Source organism: Paenibacillus graminis (assembly GCF_000758705.1).
Classification (GTDB): domain Bacteria; phylum Bacillota; class Bacilli; order Paenibacillales; family Paenibacillaceae; genus Paenibacillus_AQ; species Paenibacillus_AQ graminis.
Map to the genome: position 1 here is coordinate 1661875 of NZ_CP009287.1, position 20762 is coordinate 1682636.

At 50.2% G+C, this 20762-nt stretch carries 18 protein-coding genes and 1 tRNA gene; 12 read left to right on the plus strand and 7 right to left on the minus strand.

The genetic code is table 11. The features are described 5' to 3' along the window. The first annotated feature begins 224 nt into the window (after positions 1-224). Genes PGRAT_RS07160 through PGRAT_RS07175 form a run of 4 tightly spaced genes read left to right on the plus strand, consistent with a single transcriptional unit; the run spans position 225 to position 2846 of the window. Complete coding sequence (locus tag PGRAT_RS07160) at positions 225-749, plus strand: RNA polymerase sigma factor (RefSeq protein ID WP_267919285.1); 525 nt, start codon at positions 225-227, stop codon at positions 747-749. After that, positions 746-1201, plus strand: a complete 456-nt coding sequence (locus tag PGRAT_RS07165; RefSeq protein WP_025704030.1) for an anti-sigma factor family protein — start codon at positions 746-748, stop codon at positions 1199-1201. Before PGRAT_RS07160 ends, PGRAT_RS07165 begins: the two co-directional genes overlap by 4 nt. Positions 1202-1240: 39 nt before the next feature. Beyond that, the gene (locus tag PGRAT_RS31495; protein ID WP_025704031.1) at positions 1241-1738 is read left to right on the plus strand and encodes a hypothetical protein; all 498 of its coding nucleotides are present in this window, start codon (positions 1241-1243) and stop codon (positions 1736-1738) included. Between the two features lie 19 nt (positions 1739-1757). Then, a complete protein-coding gene (locus PGRAT_RS07175) occupies positions 1758-2846 on the plus strand; it encodes a DUF4097 family beta strand repeat-containing protein (protein WP_025704032.1) in 1089 nt (362 codons plus the stop codon). Positions 2847-3050: 204 nt separating this feature from the next. Here PGRAT_RS07175 and PGRAT_RS07180 read toward each other — a convergent pair whose 3' ends face one another. Continuing rightward, positions 3051-4031, minus strand: a complete 981-nt coding sequence (locus PGRAT_RS07180) for an aldo/keto reductase (protein WP_042266285.1) — start codon at positions 4029-4031, stop codon at positions 3051-3053. A gap of 214 nt (positions 4032-4245) precedes the next feature. Here PGRAT_RS07180 and leuB point away from each other — a divergent pair, with 214 nt between their 5' ends. The 5 genes from leuB (at position 4246) to PGRAT_RS07205 (ending at position 9984) form a co-directional block, all read left to right on the plus strand. Further along, positions 4246-5328 (plus strand): 3-isopropylmalate dehydrogenase, encoded by a 1083-nt coding sequence (gene leuB, locus PGRAT_RS07185; RefSeq protein ID WP_025704571.1) that lies wholly within the window; start codon positions 4246-4248, stop codon positions 5326-5328. Between the two features lie 239 nt (positions 5329-5567). Next, positions 5568-6107, plus strand: a complete 540-nt coding sequence (locus PGRAT_RS07190) for a peroxiredoxin (RefSeq protein WP_025704572.1) — start codon at positions 5568-5570, stop codon at positions 6105-6107. 280 nt (positions 6108-6387) lie between these two features. Further along, entirely contained in the window at positions 6388-6795 is a 408-nt protein-coding gene (locus tag PGRAT_RS07195) for a hypothetical protein (protein WP_025704573.1), read from the plus strand. Between the two features lie 356 nt (positions 6796-7151). Next, on the plus strand, positions 7152-8255 hold the full coding sequence (locus PGRAT_RS07200; protein ID WP_025704574.1) for an ATP-binding protein: 1104 nt from the start codon (positions 7152-7154) through the stop codon (positions 8253-8255). Positions 8256-8424: 169 nt separating this feature from the next. Continuing rightward, positions 8425-9984, plus strand: coding sequence for a leucyl aminopeptidase (locus PGRAT_RS07205; protein ID WP_036703990.1), 1560 nt, complete (start codon positions 8425-8427; stop codon positions 9982-9984). A gap of 114 nt (positions 9985-10098) precedes the next feature. On the opposite strand, the gene PGRAT_RS33660 is transcribed toward PGRAT_RS07205, so the two are convergent. The 4 genes from PGRAT_RS33660 to PGRAT_RS07220 all read right to left on the minus strand — a co-directional run bounded on the left by PGRAT_RS33660 (position 10099) and on the right by PGRAT_RS07220 (position 12827). After that, positions 10099-10236, minus strand: coding sequence for a hypothetical protein (locus tag PGRAT_RS33660; RefSeq protein ID WP_020427401.1), 138 nt, complete (start codon positions 10234-10236; stop codon positions 10099-10101). A 97-nt stretch (positions 10237-10333) separates the two neighbouring features. Further along, positions 10334-10528, minus strand: coding sequence for a FeoB-associated Cys-rich membrane protein (locus PGRAT_RS07210; protein WP_036703993.1), 195 nt, complete (start codon positions 10526-10528; stop codon positions 10334-10336). A 47-nt stretch (positions 10529-10575) separates the two neighbouring features. Then, positions 10576-12588 (minus strand): ferrous iron transport protein B, encoded by a 2013-nt coding sequence (feoB, locus tag PGRAT_RS07215; RefSeq protein ID WP_025704577.1) that lies wholly within the window; start codon positions 12586-12588, stop codon positions 10576-10578. Then, positions 12585-12827 (minus strand): FeoA family protein, encoded by a 243-nt coding sequence (locus tag PGRAT_RS07220; protein WP_025704578.1) that lies wholly within the window; start codon positions 12825-12827, stop codon positions 12585-12587. Before PGRAT_RS07220 ends, feoB begins: the two co-directional genes overlap by 4 nt. A gap of 239 nt (positions 12828-13066) precedes the next feature. Between PGRAT_RS07220 and PGRAT_RS07225 the strand changes: the two genes are divergently transcribed. The 3 genes from PGRAT_RS07225 (at position 13067) to PGRAT_RS07235 (ending at position 16482) form a co-directional block, all read left to right on the plus strand. Beyond that, positions 13067-14029 (plus strand): aldolase catalytic domain-containing protein, encoded by a 963-nt coding sequence (locus PGRAT_RS07225; RefSeq protein ID WP_025704579.1) that lies wholly within the window; start codon positions 13067-13069, stop codon positions 14027-14029. 180 nt (positions 14030-14209) lie between these two features. Beyond that, complete coding sequence (locus tag PGRAT_RS07230) at positions 14210-16333, plus strand: putative bifunctional diguanylate cyclase/phosphodiesterase (protein ID WP_025704580.1); 2124 nt, start codon at positions 14210-14212, stop codon at positions 16331-16333. 75 nt (positions 16334-16408) lie between these two features. Continuing rightward, positions 16409-16482: transfer RNA gene (locus PGRAT_RS07235), tRNA-Gly, on the plus strand. Between the two features lie 261 nt (positions 16483-16743). Here the strand turns inward: PGRAT_RS07235 and PGRAT_RS07240 are convergent. Further along, positions 16744-18723: a serine hydrolase domain-containing protein gene (locus PGRAT_RS07240; RefSeq protein WP_025704581.1), complete on the minus strand. Its 1980-nt coding sequence runs from the start codon at positions 18721-18723 to the stop codon at positions 16744-16746. A 594-nt stretch (positions 18724-19317) separates the two neighbouring features. Then, the gene (locus PGRAT_RS07245; protein ID WP_025704582.1) at positions 19318-20673 is read right to left on the minus strand and encodes a dipeptidase; all 1356 of its coding nucleotides are present in this window, start codon (positions 20671-20673) and stop codon (positions 19318-19320) included. Between the last annotated feature and the right edge of the window lie 89 nt (positions 20674-20762).

Genomic DNA, 20762 nt, shown 5'->3' on the forward strand with positions numbered 1-20762 from the left:
TTGGAGGAAGGCTGGACATCCGGTTACAATAAGACTGTTGGAATAACAAACGGATATACGGTTTGCTAGTTATGTAATTTCGACAGGAAGGCCATTTTTCCTTCAAATAGTGAGGTTTCTGGCTTCCCCAAAAAATAGTTGGAATCTTTGCAGGGGAAAAGAGAAGTCCTGCGTCTAATATTATGTAGCTGAAGGAGGGGAGAATACTGGAAGAGGCAGAATGGATTTCAGCCGTGCTGGGCGGGCAGCATCAGGCCTTCGGGCATTTGGTGGAACGCTATCAAGGCATGGTATATCGGGTATGCATCAAGATTACAGGTGAGGCTGAATCGGCCAAGGATATGGCCCAGGAGGTTTTCATCAAAGCCTATAAGGCGCTCCCTTCCTTCAGAGGGCAATCTTCATTCTCCACATGGCTGTACCGGATTGCTTACCGGACCTGTCTGGACTGGAAACGGGCCAATGACAGGGAATGGCGGCACCGCAGTACGGCGGATTATACAGAGAATGATTGGGTGACATCGCAGACGCCAGAGCATGTGCTGCTCCGCAAGGAAGCTTCGGAGGAGCTGGGCGAGAATCTGAACCATCTCACGGAACCGTACCGGTCGGTCGTGCAGATGTATTATTTTCAGCGACACTCATATCAGGAGATTGCCGAACAGAAAGGCATTTCAGTCAAAACGGTAGAGTCACAACTGTATAGGGCCAGACAGATGATGCGTAAAAACGGGGAGGAATGGCGATGAACTGTGCAACTGCAAAAGAATGGATGCCGCATTATATCGATGGCTTGCTGTCTCCAGAAGCGGAGCTGAGAATCCGGCTGCACATCGAGTCTTGTCCCGATTGCGCTCAGTGGCTGGAGGAAGCGAAGGAAATGTCTGCTTTATGGAATGAAATGGAGAGCGGACAGGAGCCTTTGGATTTTTTGGATGTCCCGGATATCACTGCCGATGTCATGGCTCAGGTTGAACAGCTGGAGACAGGACGCCGGGAACGGGCGGTCAGAACAACTATGGCAAGACGCCGCACAGCGCCCAGAACCTCATGGATACACTATGGAGTCGCGGTCGGCCTGACGTTCCTGCTGCTGCAGCTTGGTGTGTTCCAAGATATGGCTTACGGCATTACTGAGATTAACGGGCATATGTCCACATCGGTCAGCGCCTGGCTTAACCCTGACAGTGTGAATAAATAAATCGGTCCATTCAGCAACTTTCAAACAGGAGGATATTATATGATTAAAAAAAGACGTTGGCTCACCTTTCTATTGGCAATGATCCCGGGACTCGGGCATCTGTATTTAGGCTTTAAAAAATTGGGGCTTGAGTATATGATTGGAGCATCCTTGTGTATTATCTTTATCCCGTCGATGCCAATGGTCTTTCCGTTTGCTTTGGCTGCGCTGTGGTTCTACCAGTTATTTGATGCCCTTCAAAAAGCAGCCTGGATGAAGATATCCGCCGAAGAGCATGAACGCATGATGTTCCATCCGGACAGTTACGGGGTACCCTGGAGTATGGGGATGCCTTCCAGTCCGGCTTATCCGAACGACGATGTAAATCCGGTGTGGGTCGGTTTTGGATGTGTAGCTGCGGGTGTCCTGCTGTTGATTATTACTACGTTCCCGGGGCTATGGGATTTGCTTACGGAGATGAATATCGGATCCATCCTGTTGTCGTTGGCCCTGATCGGATATGGGCTGAGAATGCTGAAGAAAAATCCAAAAGTATAGAGAAATGGGGAAATAAATAATGGCAAGATGGAAGATCGGCAGTTTTACCGCAGCCTTGGGCTGCATCATCTTGGGGGTAATCATCGTATTGGCCCAATTTGATGTGATTACTTACCAGGCGCTGGGGTACCTCTGGCCTGCACTGCTTATATTGTTCGGGCTGGAGACATTGCTGCGGATATTCATCAAATCCGATGCCAAAACCCGTATAAGCGGCTGGGCTGTTGTTCTTATTGTGATATTGGTTGCTGCCAGCGGAGCCCAAAAAGTGCTGGCTGACGGCTCGCTCAGCGGAATCTTTGGCAATACCCAGCTGGTGCCGGTGAATGGAACAGCCGATGTGCAGCCAGGGATTAAAAATGTGAAGATCGAACTGCCATACGGCAAGGTTAAGATTAATGGAGTGGAAGGCAGCAAGCTTGACTATGATGGGAAGCTGGAATTACCAGGAGACTCAGATCAAGAAGCCTCCAGCGCATTGGCACAGAAATGGACCGTTATTGCCGCAGGAGACACCTTAACGATGAAGCTGGAGGGAAATTCGGGCTGGCTGTCCAATATTCATATCGGGTTCAATCTCAAAGATCCCTATTTAAATGTCAGCCTTCCCAGCAATCTTGCAGTAGAAGTCGAAACCAACGACGGATCGATTGAAGCCGGCAATCTGCAGTCCGGTATTGAAGTGGATACGAGCAACGGCAGGCTGGACATTCATGATGTAGCCGGAGGCGTGGATGCACATACGAGCAATGGAACAATAACTGCGCAGAATGTGAAGGGTGAAGTGAAGCTGGTCAGCTCCAACGGTGCAATAGATCTGGGCAATATCGACGGTTCGCTGTATGCCAAGAGCAGCAACGGCAAGATTACGATCAACTCGGGGATCACGGGCGAATGGAAATGCTCCTCCAGCAACGGCAAGATCATTGCTAGCCTGCCGGCGGCTACGGATGCAACGATCAATGCAGATACCAGCAACGGCTCGCTGAAGGGCAATGTCAGCTGGGACGGCAGCGACGGTCATGGAACCGCCGTACTTGGCAGCGGAACCCACAAAGTGTCTTTGTCGACCAGCAATGGATCAGTAACGGTGGATACAGCGGAATAGCGGATGATTTAGCAGTATACCCAACCCGCTACCTGTCACAGCAAGCGGATGCACACATAATACCCACGCAAAGCGGGGCCTTGCACGGAGGCTGATTCAGGTACTTTGCGGGGACCCCAATTATACTTTCTGATATGTTAAAAAAAGCTGTTGTACCCGGCATAAAGACCGCCTTGTACAACAGCTTTTTTAATCGCGCAGCTCCTACCAGGCGTACGCCTGTGGAGCTGCACCGCCCGGACCAGGGAAAATCTCATCCAGACGCTTCAGTACGGACTCATCCAGAAGGACCTCCAGGCTGCGCAGGGCGCTTTCGAACTGCTCCAGCGTGCGCGGGCCGATGATCGGCGCGGTGACTGCGGGATTCGCCAGCAGCCAGGCGAGGGCGATATTATCCTGCGGTTCGCCAAGCTCAAGGCTCAGTTCGGCAAACGCCTCTAGCTGGCGCTTATACTGTTCTACCCGCTCGGCGTTCCCGCCGCTGCGGCTGCCCTCTATTTTCTTGAGCGCATTGCGGCCAAGCAGGCCCCCGTCGAGCGGGCTCCAGGGAATGATCCCCAAGCCGAGATTCAGGGACGCTGGCAGAACCTCCAGCTCCGGCAGACGGCAGGTGAGGCTGTATTTATGCTGTTCGGATACAAGCCCCAGGAATCCGCGGGCTTTGGCCTCCTGCTGGGCTACAGCAATATCCCAGCCGGCGAAGTTGCTGGAGCCGACATAGCCGATTTTGCCCTGGCTCACAGCGAGCTCAAAGGCGCCCCACAGCTCGTCCCAGGAGACGCTGCGGTCTACATGGTGCATTTGGTATAGCTCAATGTGATCCGTCTGCAGACGCTGCAGCGAGCCTTCCAGATGCCGCCGGATAATATAGGAGGAGAGACCGCTTTCATCATTGGGGCCGTCAAGCTTGTCGCTCATGGCACCGTAGACCTTGGTGGCTAGCACAACCTTTTCCCGGCGTCCGCCGCCCTGCTTGAACCAGCGGCCGATAATCGTTTCTGTGAGTCCGGAGTTTTCTCCCCAGCCGTACACATTGGCGGTATCAAAAAAGTTGATTCCGGCATCAAGCGCAGCGTCCATAATGCGGAAGGCTTCCTTTTCGTCCGTAATCGGACCGAAGTTCATCGTTCCCAGACAGAGACGGCTGACCTTCATACCGGATTTGCCAAGCTTTGCGTATTGCACTCCACAACAACTCCTCTACATGTATTGGACAAGCCGTGTATATTATAAATACAAATTAATTGTAATCAACTTAAGAAACAAGAGCAAATGTGGTTATAGGCTTAACCTATTACGTTCATAGAATCTATATCTTTGTCCTTTGGCTGTGGTTATGATACAACAATATCAGAAGAACTATGTCTGCTGGCAGCAGATAATCAGAGGAGTGACGGGAATGAGTGAAGTCAAAAAAATCGCCGTAATCGCCGGGGACGGCATCGGACCTGAAGTTGTGGCTGAAGCGTTGAAAGTATTGAAAAAAACGGAGGAACTGTTCGGCTATGCTTTTGAAACCGAGCAGGCGCTGTTTGGCGGTATTGCCATTGATGAACGGGGAACGCCGCTTCCGGAGGATACGCTGGACATCTGCCGCAGTGCTGATGCTGTGCTGTTGGGTGCGGTCGGCGGGCCGAAATGGGACAACAACCCCAAGGAGCTGCGTCCGGAAACCGGGCTGCTGGGCATCCGCAAAGCGCTGGGACTGTTCTCTAACCTGCGTCCGGCCGTTGTTTTTGACTGTCTGAAGGATGCTTCGACGCTGAAGCCGGAAGTACTGGAAGGCACGGATCTCATGGTGGTGCGCGAGCTGACAGGCGGCATTTACTTCGGAGACAAGCTGCGCCGTCAAGGTGAATTCGGCGAAGAAGCGGTAGATACATGTGTGTATAATGTAACGGAAGTAGAGCGCATTGTGCGCCAAGCCTTTGAAATTGCCGGCAAACGCCGCAATAAGCTGGCGAGCGTCGACAAAGCGAATGTACTGGAAACCTCCCGTCTCTGGCGTGAGGTTGTGAACAGAATTGCTCCTGAATATCCGCAGGTAGAGCTGGAGCATGTGCTGGTGGACAATTGCGCTATGCAATTGCTGCGCCGTCCGTCCAGCTTCGATGTCATTGTGACCGAGAATATGTTCGGGGACATCCTCAGTGATGAAGCTGCGATGCTGACCGGTTCGATCGGCATGCTGGCTTCTGCATCGCTCGGCGAAGGCAGCTACGGCCTCTATGAGCCGGTCCACGGCTCCGCGCCTGACATTGCCGGACAGGGGCTGGCTAATCCAATCGCCACCATTTTGTCGCTTGCCCTGATGTTCCGCATGACCTTTGGTTATGAGGCGGCTGCGGCTGCGATAGAGGCTGCCGTGGCTGAGGTTCTGGATGCCGGACACCGCACGAGCGATATCGCTGTTGACAAGAGCAAGGCCATCAGCACAACGGAGATGGGCGATCTCATTGTGGCGGCTATCCGCAAAGCCTAAGCTGTAACACAGCGGTTCTCCTTTTGACGCAGAAAAACAAAAAACTTCACAGAAAATTGCTTATTTATAATAATTATAAAAAAGTAATGACTGTAATATTGACTTTGATTTTGTACGATGATACCATTTGGTCTATAGAAAGCAAGATATAACCAACTCATCAATCAAGAAAAGCATATTGCACTGGAAGTATTTTCTGACAATTGTTTTTCTTACATACTCAAAGGAGGATTTAAGCAATGGCAGAACGTTTGGTAGGTAAACCAGCCCCAGATTTCACAATGGAAACCGTAACGGGCGACGGTAAGGATTTCGGTAAGGTAAGCTTGTCCGACTATCGCGGCAAATGGCTTGTATTCTTCTTTTATCCGCTTGACTTCACATTTGTATGTCCGACGGAAATCACGGCGCTTAGCGATGCTGCAGCTGATTTCACAGCACTTGATACCGAAATTCTTGGTGTGAGCATCGATTCGGTCCACAGCCACAAAGCATGGATCACCACGCCTAAGGATTCGAACGGCCTTGGCCCAATCAACTTCCCGCTCGCTTCGGATATCACGAAGAAGGTTGCCAGTGATTATGGCGTCCTGATCGAAGAAGAAGGTGTGGCACTGCGCGGCTTGTTCATCATTGATCCTGAAGGTGAGCTGAAATACCAGGTAGTCAACCACAACGACGTAGGCCGCAGCGTAGAAGAGACACTTCGTGTTCTGCAAGCCCTGCAATCAGGCGGACTCTGCGCGATGAACTGGAAGCCGGGCGATAAGAATCTGTAAGTCGGGGCTGGCATAAGCAGCGATCTTTGATATACTAAGAAGACCTCCTTGCGGGAGAAATTCCCGTCGAGGGGGTTTTTTGCACCAAACAGCCCATCTATAGATTGAACTTGAAAATGTACCAATAGGGAATAGTGGCGGAAGAGAAGTTTGGAACTGTAGGAGCGGATGCCTCTGCCTGAAAGCTTTCTGCAGGAAAGCTCGGGTAGAGGAATCTCTACTGCCATTTTGTAATACACTATACGAAATCAATGTAAAATATCAAGGAGGGTGAACAAAAATGAGCTTTTGCTGTGGAGCGAGTATGGTTGGAACGAAGGGAACCCTAAAGCATTATCGCACGCAAGTCCATAATGTTCCCCTGCTTTTTTGCCCGGTCTGCCACCGGGTAGAGGTACATTATAAAGTTGAAAACGAATATGAAATTCTGGCGGAATATGCCCATGGCGACGGTGTGACAGATGTTGATTTCCAGGATTACGTAATGGAGGATGAGGAAGCGATCTTCGAGAACGTCATCAACGTAGAGAGTGAAGATCCGCTGAATATCGTTCGCAGCCAGATTGACATGGCCCTTGATCTACTGGCTGTTGCCAAGCAGATTGAAGATACCAAGTGGGAACGTGAGCTTAAGAAACGTCTGGCTGTGATGAGCCAGCGGCGGCACCGCCTGCAGCAAAAAGCCTGAAAACATCCCAAATCCAGCCTGTCTATGTATCGGCCTTATATAGTGACTTAAGAGCCTTCTCGCTTGTAGCGGAGGCTCTTTTTGTAGCCTGGAAGCTGCAGGAGACAAGGGGAATCGGTTTCCCTATGCGATTTAATGTGTCTTTAGAATCATTTTAAAAATATTTTTGTAATTCGACAGTTTCTCTGATTGCGTTGTCTGCTTCTCTTGGATATGATTGGAATATAGTTGAAACGGTTGGATAATATAATACGATTTCCGAATGTTCTGGCGGCTTCGTCATATACTCAAATACATAGTAATTTGATGTCGCTTAAGCTCTTCGTCAAATGCAGTAAAAGGGGGAACTTCGTATCGTGATAAGCCAATATCAGGAAAGCTTGCTTTTGCCGGCAAGAACGTTTCAATCTGGACCGATGAACACTACATATGAGGATGTACTCGAGCACATTGACAGCGGAATTTTGCTTTTTGATGAAGAGGGTGTGCTGACGTTTGTAAATAAGCAGATGTACGGCATTCTTGGATTGAACAGGCATTCTCTTTTAGGCTGCACTTTGATTCACCTGCTGTCGAATATCCAGCTGAACCGTTTTAAGAAGAAGCAGGTGCTGCGCGGATATCGTGAAATGATGAAGAAAGGTAAGCCAAGCTATGAGTTTGTAGATGAGTACGGCCGATATTGGACGGTGTCTCTTCACTGCGGAGAGGAAATGAAAGGCTGCTATCTGTTCACGTTCAAGGAAATCTCCGACTACAAGCTGATTGAACAAACTGCTTACCAGAACGACAGTCTCGCCATGCTCGGCAAATTATCAGCATCGATTGCCCATGAGATCCGGAATCCGCTGACTTCGATTCGCGGGTTCATTCAACTGCTTCATCCCCACCTTCATCAGTTGGGCAAAGAGGAGTACGCCAAGATAATATTGGCAGAGATCGATCGTGCCAACGATATTATTCATGAATTTCTGACCTCCTCCAAACCTTCTGTGCCGCAGGTGGCAATGATTCCAGTGTCAGCACTGCTAAAAGAAGTAGTACTGCTCACAGAAAGCGAAGCATTGATGAAAGGCTGCGAGATCAACTTTTATCCGCTGCAGGAGGATATGATTATCTCTGGCGATATCAAGCAGATGAAGCAGGTCGTGCTTAATATGATAAGGAATGCAATGGAAGCGATTACCGAAAAGATTGATGATTCTATAGGCAGAATCGAACTGGGGGCTTCCAGAGAAGGCGCCGAGGTTCGCATCTTTATTTCCGACAATGGGAAAGGGATGGATATCTGCACCCTTGACAGGTTGTTTAGTCCTTTTTTCACCACGAAGGAAAATGGGACGGGACTCGGACTGTCCGTAAGCGACCGGATTATTAAGAACCATGGGGGATGCATTTCTGTCAGCAGCCGGATTAACGAGGGGACACGATTTGTTATCTCGCTGCCGCTGATTCAATAGTTATCATTAATCATCCGTCAATTTCTCGCTGATACCGATACCGTCCATGCAGGGGACGGCACAGCTGTTTCTATTTGGCATACTGAGTTATAATATAGTTTATGGGAGGCTGATCCCTGCACAGCACGTTGTGCGGGAGATCAGCCTATCTGCGTTTTGCAAAGCAATCATGCACGGGACAGGAGTGGTTTTTATCGATATTCAATGGAGCAGCGGCAGCCGGGCAAAGGCACTGCAGGGGGATGCGCTCTGTCTGATTATAGCTGAAAATGAAATTGAAAGCGGTGAGGCTGGTGAATGGTCGGAGCCAATTAACCGGCTATCCAAAGCCGGACTGTTTGGTGCCAAGCTGAATCAGATCTATGTCCTTCCGCTGGAAGGGCAGCCTGAGCTTCCTGTTGCCATTCTGGCAGGCTGCGGGAAGGGGCTGGCGGGAACGGAAGAACTCCGCCTTATTGCGGCTCAGGCGGCCCGTGCTGCGCTCAGGCTACAAGCGGTCAGACTCATCATCCAGGTTCCGGACCATCTGGGTAAGCTGACTGCCGCAGGCTCCAAAGAGGCCGCGCAAGCACTGACGGAAGGGCTTATTCTGGGAGCTTACCGCAGGACGCACTATAAGCGGGAACAGCCGCTTTATACAGGTCTTGAGTCTGCTGTATTTCATCTGGACCGGAAGGCAGAGGCGGCTGAGTCTCTGGAATGGTGTCTAGGGATCAGGCAGGGCAAGGCTTTTGGTGAAGCAACCAACCTGGCTCGCAATCTTACCAATCTTCCTGGCAATCTGCTGACACCATCAGCGCTTGCTATGGCGGCGATTGAAGTTGCCGAGCGGCATGGATTCCCTGCCGAAGTTCTGGATGAACAGGAGATCGAACAGAAGGGCATGGGTGGACTGCAGGCTGTCGGCAAAGGAAGTGTACATCCTCCACGAATGATTGTTATCCGTTATCAGGGCACCAGCCAGTGGGAGAATGTTACTGCAATCGTAGGCAAGGGCATTACCTTCGATACCGGCGGCATTTCGCTTAAGCGGGCACCGGGCATGGAGGACATGATCAGCGATATGGGCGGTGCGGCGGCTGTACTTGGCGTTATGGAGGCGCTGGGGACACTGCGTCCGCAGATTAACGTGGTGATGCTTATTCCTTCTGCAGAAAATATGCCGGCAGCCAATGCATTCAAACCGGGAGACATCGTGACTACCCTGAGCGGCCGGACTATCGAAATCCTGAATACCGATGCTGAAGGCCGGGTTGTGCTGGCAGATGCGCTGACCTATTCCCTGGAGTGGGGCGCAGAGCGGATTATCGATGTAGCGACGCTGACAGGCGCTGTGCTCTCGGTTCTGGGTGATATTGCAACGGGGGCTGTAACCAATAATGAGGCTATAATGGAAGCATTTCAGACAGCCTCCATTCGTGCCGGAGAGAAAATTTGGCGGCTGCCGGTGTATCCCGAGTTCCGTGAAATGCTAAGCAGCGAGGTGGCCGATATCCGCAATGCAGCCGGAAGATACGGCGGAGCCAGCACAGCAGGTTTGTTCATCGGTGAGTTTGCGGAAGGACGTCCCTGGATTCATCTGGATATTGCCGGAACGGCATTTCTGTCCAAGGAACGCGGAGTAAATCCCAAAGGGGCAACCGGTGTCATGGTGCGCACGCTGCTGCAATATTTACTGCACTTGAACGCTGACGATGAGGCCAGAGCTGCGGATTCACTCCAAAGCTGAGGACGGTTCCAACAGGATAACAGCAAAACGGTACCTTCCTTAGGAAAAGGAGGTACCGTTTGTGCTTGATAATAATGACGTATAAGCACGGCCCATACCGTTCATCGGCTCCGGCTAGCTGTTTCTTTTGGCTCTGATTTGGGAAGTAATGGACTGAATGCCGTTCATGACCTTGTTACGCGCATCCTTGTTTCTGAGTAGGTAGGCTGCTCCAAGCGCTGCCGTAGTAAATAAAGTCTTTTTGGTATTCATGTGTTTTCCCTCCTTGGGTTGGTCTGGCTGTACTTGCATATAACTAACATACCCCCATCCCAGGGAACTTAAACGAATGGCTCATCGTGATTGAGTTTCAGGCCTTGGCTGAATGCTTGGGATCTACCGGTCCTCCGCTGCAGGAGAATGGGGAATTTGCGGAGGCGGCAGCGCAGGTCTTGCCTTTGTCACACCCGGCGCAAGCCCCTTCTTTTCCCTTTTGCACGTGACGGTAGATCATCCAGCCGGAGTAGCCAAATACAAGCGCTATAATCAAAATATTAATTATCATTGCAGTTCCCCCGCTTTCGCTCAAGTAACTTTTGATTGTACCAGATCCTACGACAAGCCCAATAAGCTTCCACCTTGAAAAATGACCAATGACACCAAATACGCCAGCACCAGCGAATACCCCATGGAGAAAAAGGTCCATTTCCACGAAGCAGTCTCTTTCTTGATAACCCCTACCGTAGCCAGGCAAGGAATATAGAGCAGGATAAAGGCCATGAAGCTGACCGAGCTGAGCGGTGTGAAGACCTGCGAGATTTGGCCTTCAAGTCCGGCAGCATCCGGAGCATGATAGATAATATTCATGGTGGATACAACCACCTCTTTGGCCAGAAAGCCGGGAACCAGCGTAGAGCCAGCCTGCCAGGTGCCAAAGCCGAGCGGATGCAGCAGGGGCGCAATCAACCCGCCGAATTTAGCGAGAAAGCTGTTGTCCATCTCCACATTTAATCCTGAAGGGCCAGCATAAGACATCAGCCAGATAATCACTGAACCGGCAAGAATAATCGTTCCCGCCTTGCGCAGAAACCCTTTGCCTTTTTCCCAGGTGCTGCGGCCAAGCGTCTTCAGCTGGGGCATCCGGTAGGGCGGAAGCTCGATGATAAAGACAGAGGATTCGTTCTTGAAAAGATGCTTGGAGAACAATTTACACAATATGAGTGCAAACACAACGCCCAGCACATACATTGCCAGAACCGCGGTAGCCTGTTGCGCCGGGAAAAACACAGCTGCAAACAGCAGATACACCGGAAGCCGTGCAGAACAGGACATGAGCGGCATCAGGAGTGTTGTCAGCATGCGGTCTTTAGGCTGCTCAATACTGCGTGCGGCCATAATCGCCGGCACGTTGCAGCCGAAGCCAATGATAAAAGGGATGAACGCTTTACCGTTGAGACCCATACGCTCCATTGTGCTGTCCATCAGCAGACAGACACGCGCCATATAACCGGAGTCCTCAAGGAATGAGATCATCAGGAACAGGATGAAAATCTGCGGAACGAAGACGATAACCCCGCCAACACCGCCAATAATTCCGTCCACGATAAGCGCGTGTGTGAAGCCTGATGCCCCGACTGTTTGAAGCAGTGAACTTGCTCCATTGCTGATGGGGCCTGATATCAAGCCGTCTACAAGATCCGATAAAGGCCCGCCGACCCAGTCGAAGGTTGTCTTAAACATCGCGTACATAAAGAAAATGAACAGCGGCAGCCCCAGAAAACGGTGCGTCAGAATGGAATCCAGTCTTTCCGTCAGATTATGCGGCTTAAGGAGTGTGGTATCCATCGCGGCTGTACAGAGGGAGCGGATATAGTCCATACGGACAGACCGGATCCATTGAGGCAGCGTCAGCGCCTGCTTGCTGCTCTGCAATGCGCTCTGGCATCCGTCGCAGATAACCATGAGGCGGGAGGTATCCATACGTTTCTTCAGCAGTTCCAGAACAACCGGGTTCTGCTCCATCAACTGTAAGGCCACCCAGCGCAGATTGGGCAGTCCGGGAATGGACTTCAATTCTGATTCGATGGAGGAGATGGCTGCTTCGGCCAACCCGCCATAGTCCAGTCTGAAGGTTGCCTGTGGGATCGCAGAGGCTTTCTCCAGAACACTGAGCACTTGTCCGCTGCCTTTGCCGGTTCTGGCAATCAGCGGGAGCACAGGAATGCCAAGACGAGACTGCAGTACCTCATGATTAACAACAATGCCGCGCGCCTTAGCCACGTCGATCATGTTCAATCCAAGGACAGTAGGTTTGCCGTATTCAAGCAATTGAAGGGTGAGCAGCAGATTGCGTTCGAGCTGGGAGGCATCAACGATATTAATGAGGGCTTCCGGAGATTCCTCAATCAGATATTGCGTAGCGACACCCTCATCACGGGAGAGGGGGTGCAGCGAATATATACCTGGAAGATCGATCAGCTTGCCTGCGCCATTCTTCAGGCTTCCGATTTTTTTCTCAACCGTTACGCCGGCCCAGTTGCCCACATATTCATAGGAAGAAGTCAGTGTATTGAAAAGCGAGGTTTTCCCTGTATTAGGATTACCTACGAGAGCAATTGAACTCATGAGACATTCACCTCAATCATGGAAGCTTCCTTCCGGCGGATAGCGAACAACTGACCGTTGCATTCCAGGGTAATGGGACCGAGAAAAGGCCCTTTCCCTTTCAGACGGATCATTACGCCTTCAGACACACCAAGATCAGCCAAGCGGCGCCGCAAAATGGGGTTCATTCCTTCTATTCTGTGAATGGAGCCCGTTGAGCCCGGTTGTAAGCGCAGTAAGGAGCAGGATGTGGAAGCCATTTAAATCCCTCCGAGAGAGATTGATAATCAATCTCAATTGTTTTCTTGTACTGTAGCATTTTTTAGTGCGTTTTTTCTGTGATATTTGTCACTGCTTCTTATGCGATAAAAAGTGTATGGAGCGAATCTGAAATTTTCTTTACAATTGATTCTTTGCTACAGTATGATTGAACGATAATGACTGCATAGGAAGTCCGTCCTGGCGGCACAATGAGAGCTATAGTTGAAAGGAGAACACAATGGTAAAGAGTAATAAAAGCAAAATTGTCGATTGCACGATCCGCGATGGGGGTTTGGTTAATAACTGGGATTTCAGTGTGGAATTTGTACAGAATTTGTATGCCGGTCTGAATGAGGCTGGCGTTGATTATATGGAAATCGGGTATAAAAATTCACCTAAACTGCTTAAAGGGGCAGAAGGTGCCGGGCCTTGGCGTTTTCTGGATGATGATTTCCTGAGAAAAGTGATTCCCCAGAAGGGTCACACCAAGCTGTCTGCGCTTGTGGATATTGGCCGGGTGGATGAGAATGATATTTTGCCCCGCAGTGAAAGTATGCTGGATTTGATCCGCGTAGCCTGCTACAGCAAGGATGTGGACAAAGCCCTGCAGCTGGTGCAGACGTTCCACGATCTTGGTTATGAAACCACCATTAATATTATGGCCTTGTCAAATGTCATGGAGAATGAACTGCTGGAAGCCTTTGAACAAATCCGCGAGAGCGTTGTAGACGTTGTATATATTGTAGATTCATACGGCAGTCTGGACCATAACGACATTCATTACCTGGTGGAAAAATTCCAAACCCACCTGCCGAATAAGCGCTTAGGGGTACATACCCATAACAATTTGCAGCTGGCTTTCTCCAACACCCTTCTAGCTTCCGAAAAAGGTGTCGAACTGCTTGATGCTTCCTGCTACGGGATGGGACGAGCTGCCGGAAATTGCCCAACTGAACTGCTGGTTACCCATTTGAAGAATACCAAATATACGCTCCGGCCGGTGCTCGACATCCTTGAGCGGCTGATGATCCCTTTGCGTGAAAAGGAAGAATGGGGCTATATCATTCCGTATATGATTACAGGTACGCTGGATGAGCATCCACGTTCCGCAATGGCGCTGCGTTCATCAGAGGACAAGGACAAAGCGGTTGAGTTCTATGACAAGCTCACCACGCCTGAAGTGAATTTTGGAGATAAATAAAAGTCTCATGAGAAGCACTGAACTCTACAACAGAGGGAAGTGCTTTTTATTTTTCTCCGGGGTTTTCCTTTAATAAAAGTTGATTGTAACTTTACTGAGCCATCCGGCCGATATTTATACATAGGACATAAATATATCCATGCACTTATTATAGATATCAAATTCAGACGCGAGGGACCTATGAGACAAGAAGAGAAAAAGACCATACATGCGGCAATTACAGGGGCCGTGCTGTTCCTTCTGATACAAATTTTTCGTACACCGCTGGGGAATATAGAGGATAAGGATTTGTTGTCGGCGCTCTACCTGATCATTGGCTGCTGTAATGTCGCCTTTGGATTTGCTATTTTTGCCCAAGGATGGCTGTTCTTCGCCAATCGATTATCCCAGGCGAGGCTTTATACCTCTGCGCTCTTTTTGGGTGTCTGCATATTTGACTTTTTACACACGCTCAGTTTCGTAGGCATTCCTGCAATATCTTCCTATATTAATGCTGAACAATCCTTGTGGCTGCTCACCTTCTCCCGCTTGACGAGTGCAGTAGGGATTTTGTTCATTTTCGGCAGGGGGGACAAGCCCGTAGCAGCTGCAGGCAAAAACAAAGTCTTCCGGACCTCCTCTGTGCTGATTGTGGGCGCTCTGGCTCTGTTCATTTTTGGGGATATGGTGGCTAACCGGATGTCGGGTTATTCGCAGGTTGAAGGACTGCAGCATGTCATGAATCTGGCCGTGCTTTTTATCTATCTGCTAGCCGTGGGCATCATCGTTTACCCTGGCAAAACGGAGAAGTCGGCCTCCTTCCTCATTATTATCCGCTCCTTGATCTTTTTCTCGCTGGGCCAGGTATTTCTTATGAATCTTCTAAGCGTAGGAGAGATGGATTATCTGTTTGGAATGCTCAGCAGCGGTGCAGCCTATTATCTTTTGCTGAAGGGTGTATACCGGCTTACTATTGAAGAGCCTTTTCAGGAAAATGAGGAGGCAGAGGCCCGGATTAATTATTTGGCTTACCACGATGATCTAACCGGTCTGCCGAATAGACGCCGCCTGATGCAGAGCGTGGAAGAAATGCTGCTCCAGGGTGAACGGGATAAGAGCCGCGGATTCACTGCACTGGTTATCATGAATATCAATCATTTCAAAAATATAAATGACTCGCTCGGACATTACGCCGGCGATCTTCTGCTTCAATTGGTCGCCAAGCGTATTGGGAATGAAGCGAAGGCGAATGAAGAACTCTACAGTATGGGAGCCGATGAGTTTGCTTTTCTGATGACGGACCGGACCGGTGTTGAGAATTGCCTGATTCGTGCGGGGGAGCTTTTGCGGCTATTTGACACGCCGGTACAGCTTGAATCCGGGGAATATCATATTTCACTCAGTCTGGGCATGAGCATTTACCCTGGGGACGGGGACACGGCAGAGCAGCTGATTCAGAATGCGGATACCGCCGTTCATAATGCCAAAGACCAGGGAGTGGAGATCCGGCGGTACATACCCGCAATGCAGATGAAAGCGAAGGAACGGCTGAAACTGGAAAATGATCTGCGCCGTGCGCTTGAACGTGACGAGTTCTATCTGGTCTATCAGCCGCAGGTACAGCTCGAAACCGAGGAAATTGTCGGTATGGAAGCATTGCTCCGCTGGGATCATCCGAAGCGCGGACTGGTCTCGCCAGTGGACTTCATTCCGATTGCCGAAGAAAGCGGCCTGATCGTTCCGATTGGGGAATGGGTGCTCAAAACAGCCTGCCGCCAGAATAAAATGTGGCAAAACGCCGGTTACCGGCCCATTTGCGTCTCCATCAACCTGTCTATGCGCCAATTCCTTCAGCCGAACCTGGCGGGGAAAATTGGTGTCATTCTGCAGGATATCGGACTTGACCCTTGTTATGTTGATCTGGAGATCACGGAAAGCATGACCCTGGATAAAGAGACAGCCTTCGATCAGCTCAACCGCTTGAAGAGATTGGGTGTCTTTATCAGTATTGATGATTTTGGCACAGGCTACAGCTCTTTGCATTACCTGAAGAATATGCCGATTGACCGGTTGAAGATTGACCGTTCCTTTGTGTCGGAAGTGTTGGAAGACAGCAACAACGCAGCCATCGTATCGACGATTACCTCCATGGCCCACCACTTGAAGCTGAAGGTAACGGCGGAAGGTGTGGAGAACCAGGAGCAGCTGCAATTCCTGCGCCAGCAGCACTGCCATGAGGGGCAAGGCTATTTATTCAGCAAACCCATTAAGGCTGCCGAATTCGAAACATTTTTTCTGAAGCCTTCGCTGGGAATGCCATCTTAAGGGAAAAGAAAGTGCCAGAAGGGTTGCATTTTATTCATAGGAATGCTACAATACTTCTTGTCTTTACTTTCCATTGCGGGTGTAGTTCAATGGTAGAACTTCAGCCTTCCAAGCTGATAGCGTGGGTTCGATTCCCATCACCCGCTCCATATGATTTTTTCGCCTAAACCCTTGTTGCAGAAGGGTTTTTTGTTTGCTCATTTTTCGACAAACTTGAGAATATTAGTAGTTTATTTTGATTCCATAATAAAAACGAAATAATAAAAACGAAATTAGGAAATATGTTTGGACGGGACTGGTCAGGGTAATTCATGGCGGGAATCCGTCTTTGGAGCGGGATGCCTGGTGTTCAAATTAGTGGCGGGCCAAAAAGACGGATCGGAACCCTCACGATCGATCCGTCTGAATATTCAGTTATTTTCAATTTGTCGAATTGACTTCAGGAGCTGGCTAAGCAATGCAGCCGCTTCTTGTTTGAGCATGATATCTTTCGGCCTATAGTCTACCGAACCTGCTGAAGACGTCTGTACATCGGGACCGAACAATTGCTTTCCGACGACAAACTGCAGGCCTTCAGCTGCCCAAGAAGAGTACGGGCCTTTCAAGTCGGATTGCACTGGGGCAGCGCTCAGCACAATTTTGACCAATCGCCAGACAAGGGTTGCCGCTTCTTCACGGGTGACCGGTTGGTCTGGATTGAACATACCGTTTGTAAATCCATTAGCAATGCCAATTTCGTATGCTGTCTGGATATATGCCTCGTATTGATTTCCTTTGGTGTCTGCAAACGAAGAGGGTTTCTGAGAAAGCGGATAAGTGGATAAATGGACGAGCATAGCTAGGAATTGGCCGCGGGTGATCGGCTTGTCCGGCTCAAAACGGCCTGAACCTCCTTGGATGGCTCCTGATTGAACGAGCTCATAAATGTACTCAGCATAAGGATGGTCATCGGGTACGTCTTGGAATTTGGGCATCTCGGGGGGCTTCACCGACCAACTGCCAGGCTTGTTGTAAGCAAAGTAAAGGATGTTCCCATCGGCGTCCGGTTTAAATCCTGCTGCAACTCCCTCTTCGTCATAGAAAAGCAAGTCTTCCGCTTGCCGCAAAGTATGGTTACCCGAAGGAGCTTTGACGATCAATGCTCCATCCACGGCCGAAATATCATAACTCCATCCCGGACTGCGCAAATCTCGGTATGTTCCCTCGAAGCGAAGCAACTGCTGCTTGGTCGGTTCCGGTTGCACGAAAGTCGGACCTTTTCCCTTTTTCGGGAAATAACGATTCATGAATTGCTCGAAGAAAGACAGGCGCAAATTGCCTTTGTCGCTGTTCGAAGCGAGAAAAACCCCTGTCTTCTCGTCAGGTAGCAGCCATATGTTCGAATGGAAGCCGGGCAAATCGCCGCCCTTCTCTACGACATTGTATCCGTTGTAATATTGGGTATAGTTCGATTCCAAGCCGTAGCCGGCTCCTGGAATTTTAGGGTGAATCGTAACGCTGTTATGTTCCATCGCCCGTATAGAAGCTTCGGTCAGAATACGATGTCCGCTTGCAGGGTCATCGTTCAGCATGGCCATAAGAAACTTGGCCATATCGGCTCCGGTGGAAAACATACCGCCGGCCGGCCTGTTAGCCGGTACATTGACAATTTGCTGGGCCTGCTTAAGGGAACTGTCGTAGGGAGTAGCGATCGCTTTCTTGACTTTATCGGTGAAGATGAAATCACTGTTGTTCATGCCCAGAGGCGCAAACAAGTTCTTCCTCATATACTCTTCAAACGGAAGTCCGGATACCTTTTCAATAATATATCCTTGCAAATCATAGCCGTAGTTATTGTAGTTGAACACTTCGCCAGGCTTTGTGATGACGGTCGGTACGGTCTCCTTGATAAAGTCTCTTAGCGAATATGTTTTTTGGGGATCTTCTGCGGTACCTGCGTCAAAACCGCCCGTGTGAGTCATTAGATGTTTCAAAGTGAGCGGCCCCCCGGTTTTATTCGGGATTTGAACATCCGGTAAATAGGCTTGAACATCCTTGTCCAGGTCCAGTTTTCCTTTTTCAGCCAATTGCATAATCCCTACAGCAGTAAACAATTTGGATACGGATGCCACGCGGAAGACGGTATTACCGGAGTCGAACGGTTTTTGAGAGTCGATATCCGCATAGCCATACCCTTTATTCAGCATGACTTGCCCGTTTTTCACGACGACGAGAACTGCGCCTGCAAGTTGGTCTTTTACTTCTTTTTGCTGAAAAAATGTATTCGCGAATGCTTCGATTTCAGCCTTGCCGAGGTTGACAGGGGAAGCGTTCTTTTCTGGATCTGCCGCTGCAACAACGGATGGAACCAGCAAAACAGCAGCGAGAATGAACGGGATCATTTTTTTCATTGTAACTCTCCTTTTGATGAATAATGGATTACAGTCGTATGCCCAGCTCGCGGTTTAACCGCTTGAGCAGCTCAAGCATTTCGATGATGCCACCGGACGTAATATTTGCCTGGGATGCCGCGCAAAATCCGGTTCACTTGTCCCCTCAGTCGGAAAAGCAAGTCCGGTGACAACGCGGATCAGTGCTGATTTCCCAGCTCCGTTTTGTCCTCCTTTCCTTGATAGACCAAGTATAGAAACGAAAACATAAGGAGAACTTAAGCCAATTATTAATAATATCTTAAGATCGCCTCTCCTATGGATTCTGCCTGGGTGGGATGCAACAACACTTACGAAGATGGGGCTTGAGTTCGTTTTTTTAATATACGGTCCACCGTGTTGTTTCCGGGCAGGCGGAGTGCTGCAATTTAGCGCGCTGATTTTTGCCTCCGGTTCGCCGGTGACCTTTGGCGGATTCAGTGGGTCAGTCTCTCTCCCTTTGATGGTTGCAGCTCTCATTGCCATTCCGGCTCACAAAAAACATAAATCTTAAAAAAGCCAGGGTCTCCGCAATATGCGGAAACCCTGGCTTTTACTGTATAGGGACAGGAGGTCTTAGACAGTCTTCAGGAACTCGACAATGGTCAGCAGGCCTTTATCGAAGTTCTCCAGATTGAAATGCTCATCCGGTGCATGCAGATTCTCGTCATCCAGGCCAAAGCCCATCAGCACCACCGGTGCTTGAAGAATGCGGGAGAAGCTTTCCATGATCGGAATGGAACCGCCGTCTTTGGTGAAAAGGGCGCGGGTGCCGTATACTTTGCCGTAGGCGTCAGCCGCTGTCTGCAGGATGGGATTCGAAGGATCGATGTTGAAGGCGCGGGCTTTTTCCATTTGTTTTACCTGGACTTTCGCTCCTGCCTGGATATTGGCCTTGAGATGAGCCTCAACAACATCCAGAATATGCTGAGGGTCCTGGTCGCCGACAAGGCGGCAGGTGATTTTGGCATGGGCTTCTTTAGGGATGACAGTCTTGCTGCCTTCACCCTGGAAGCCGCCGTAGACACCGTTCAGTTCAAGGGTTGGCCGGGCGCCGACCCGTTCCACAAAACTGTATCCCTCTTCGCCGTACAGCTGCTCCAGACCAAGGCCGGATCGGATTTTGTCTTCATCTACCCCTTGCTTGGCAAATTCTTCGCGCAGCAGCGGGGATAGCTCGGGAACACCATCGTAGAAGCCTTCTACAGCAACGCGGCCCTTGTCGTCATGAAGTGAGCTCAGCAGGGAGACCAGCGCATGCAGTGCATTCGGCACACCTCCGCCGTAGGAACCGGAGTGAAGATCTGTCAATGCGGTATTGACGCTGACTTCAAGCGAGCAGAGGCCGCGAAGGCCGGTGCAGATGGCCGGGCGTCCGCGTTCCAGCAGGGAAGTATCCGAGACCAGCACGGCATCTGCTGCGAGCTTGTCTTTGCTGGCTTCCAGGAAAGGCGGCAGATGGACGCTGCCAATCTCCTCTTCGCCTTCGATGCACAGCTTGATATTGACCGGCAGAGTGCCTTCCTGCTTGAGAATGGCCTCAATAGCCTTGATGTGCATGAATACCTGGCCTTTGTCGTCGGTGGCTCCGCGAGCATACAGTTTGCCGTCACGGATTTTCGGTTCAAAAGGCGGAGTCGTCCACAGGTTAAGGGGATCGACCGGCTGCACATCATAGTGGCCATAGACCAGTATGGTCGGCTTGCCGGGGGCATGAAGATAATCGGCATAGATGACCGGATGGCCTGCGGTAGGATGGAGCTCGATGTTTTCCAGCCCCGCGCGCTTCAGGGTATCCAGCAGCCAGTGTGCAGCGGATAATACATCTTCCTTGTGGGAAGAGAGCGCGGAAATGCTGGGGATCGCCAGCCATTGCTTCAGTTCGGCCAGCTGAGCTTCACGCTCAGTCTGAAAGTAGTTTTCGTAAGACATAGTGAGTATGTACCTCCTTGGAGTTTCGCTGCGAAAAACCGGCTGAATCCGCCGGCATGGCATCACGGCAATGCGCCGCAGTCTTTTTT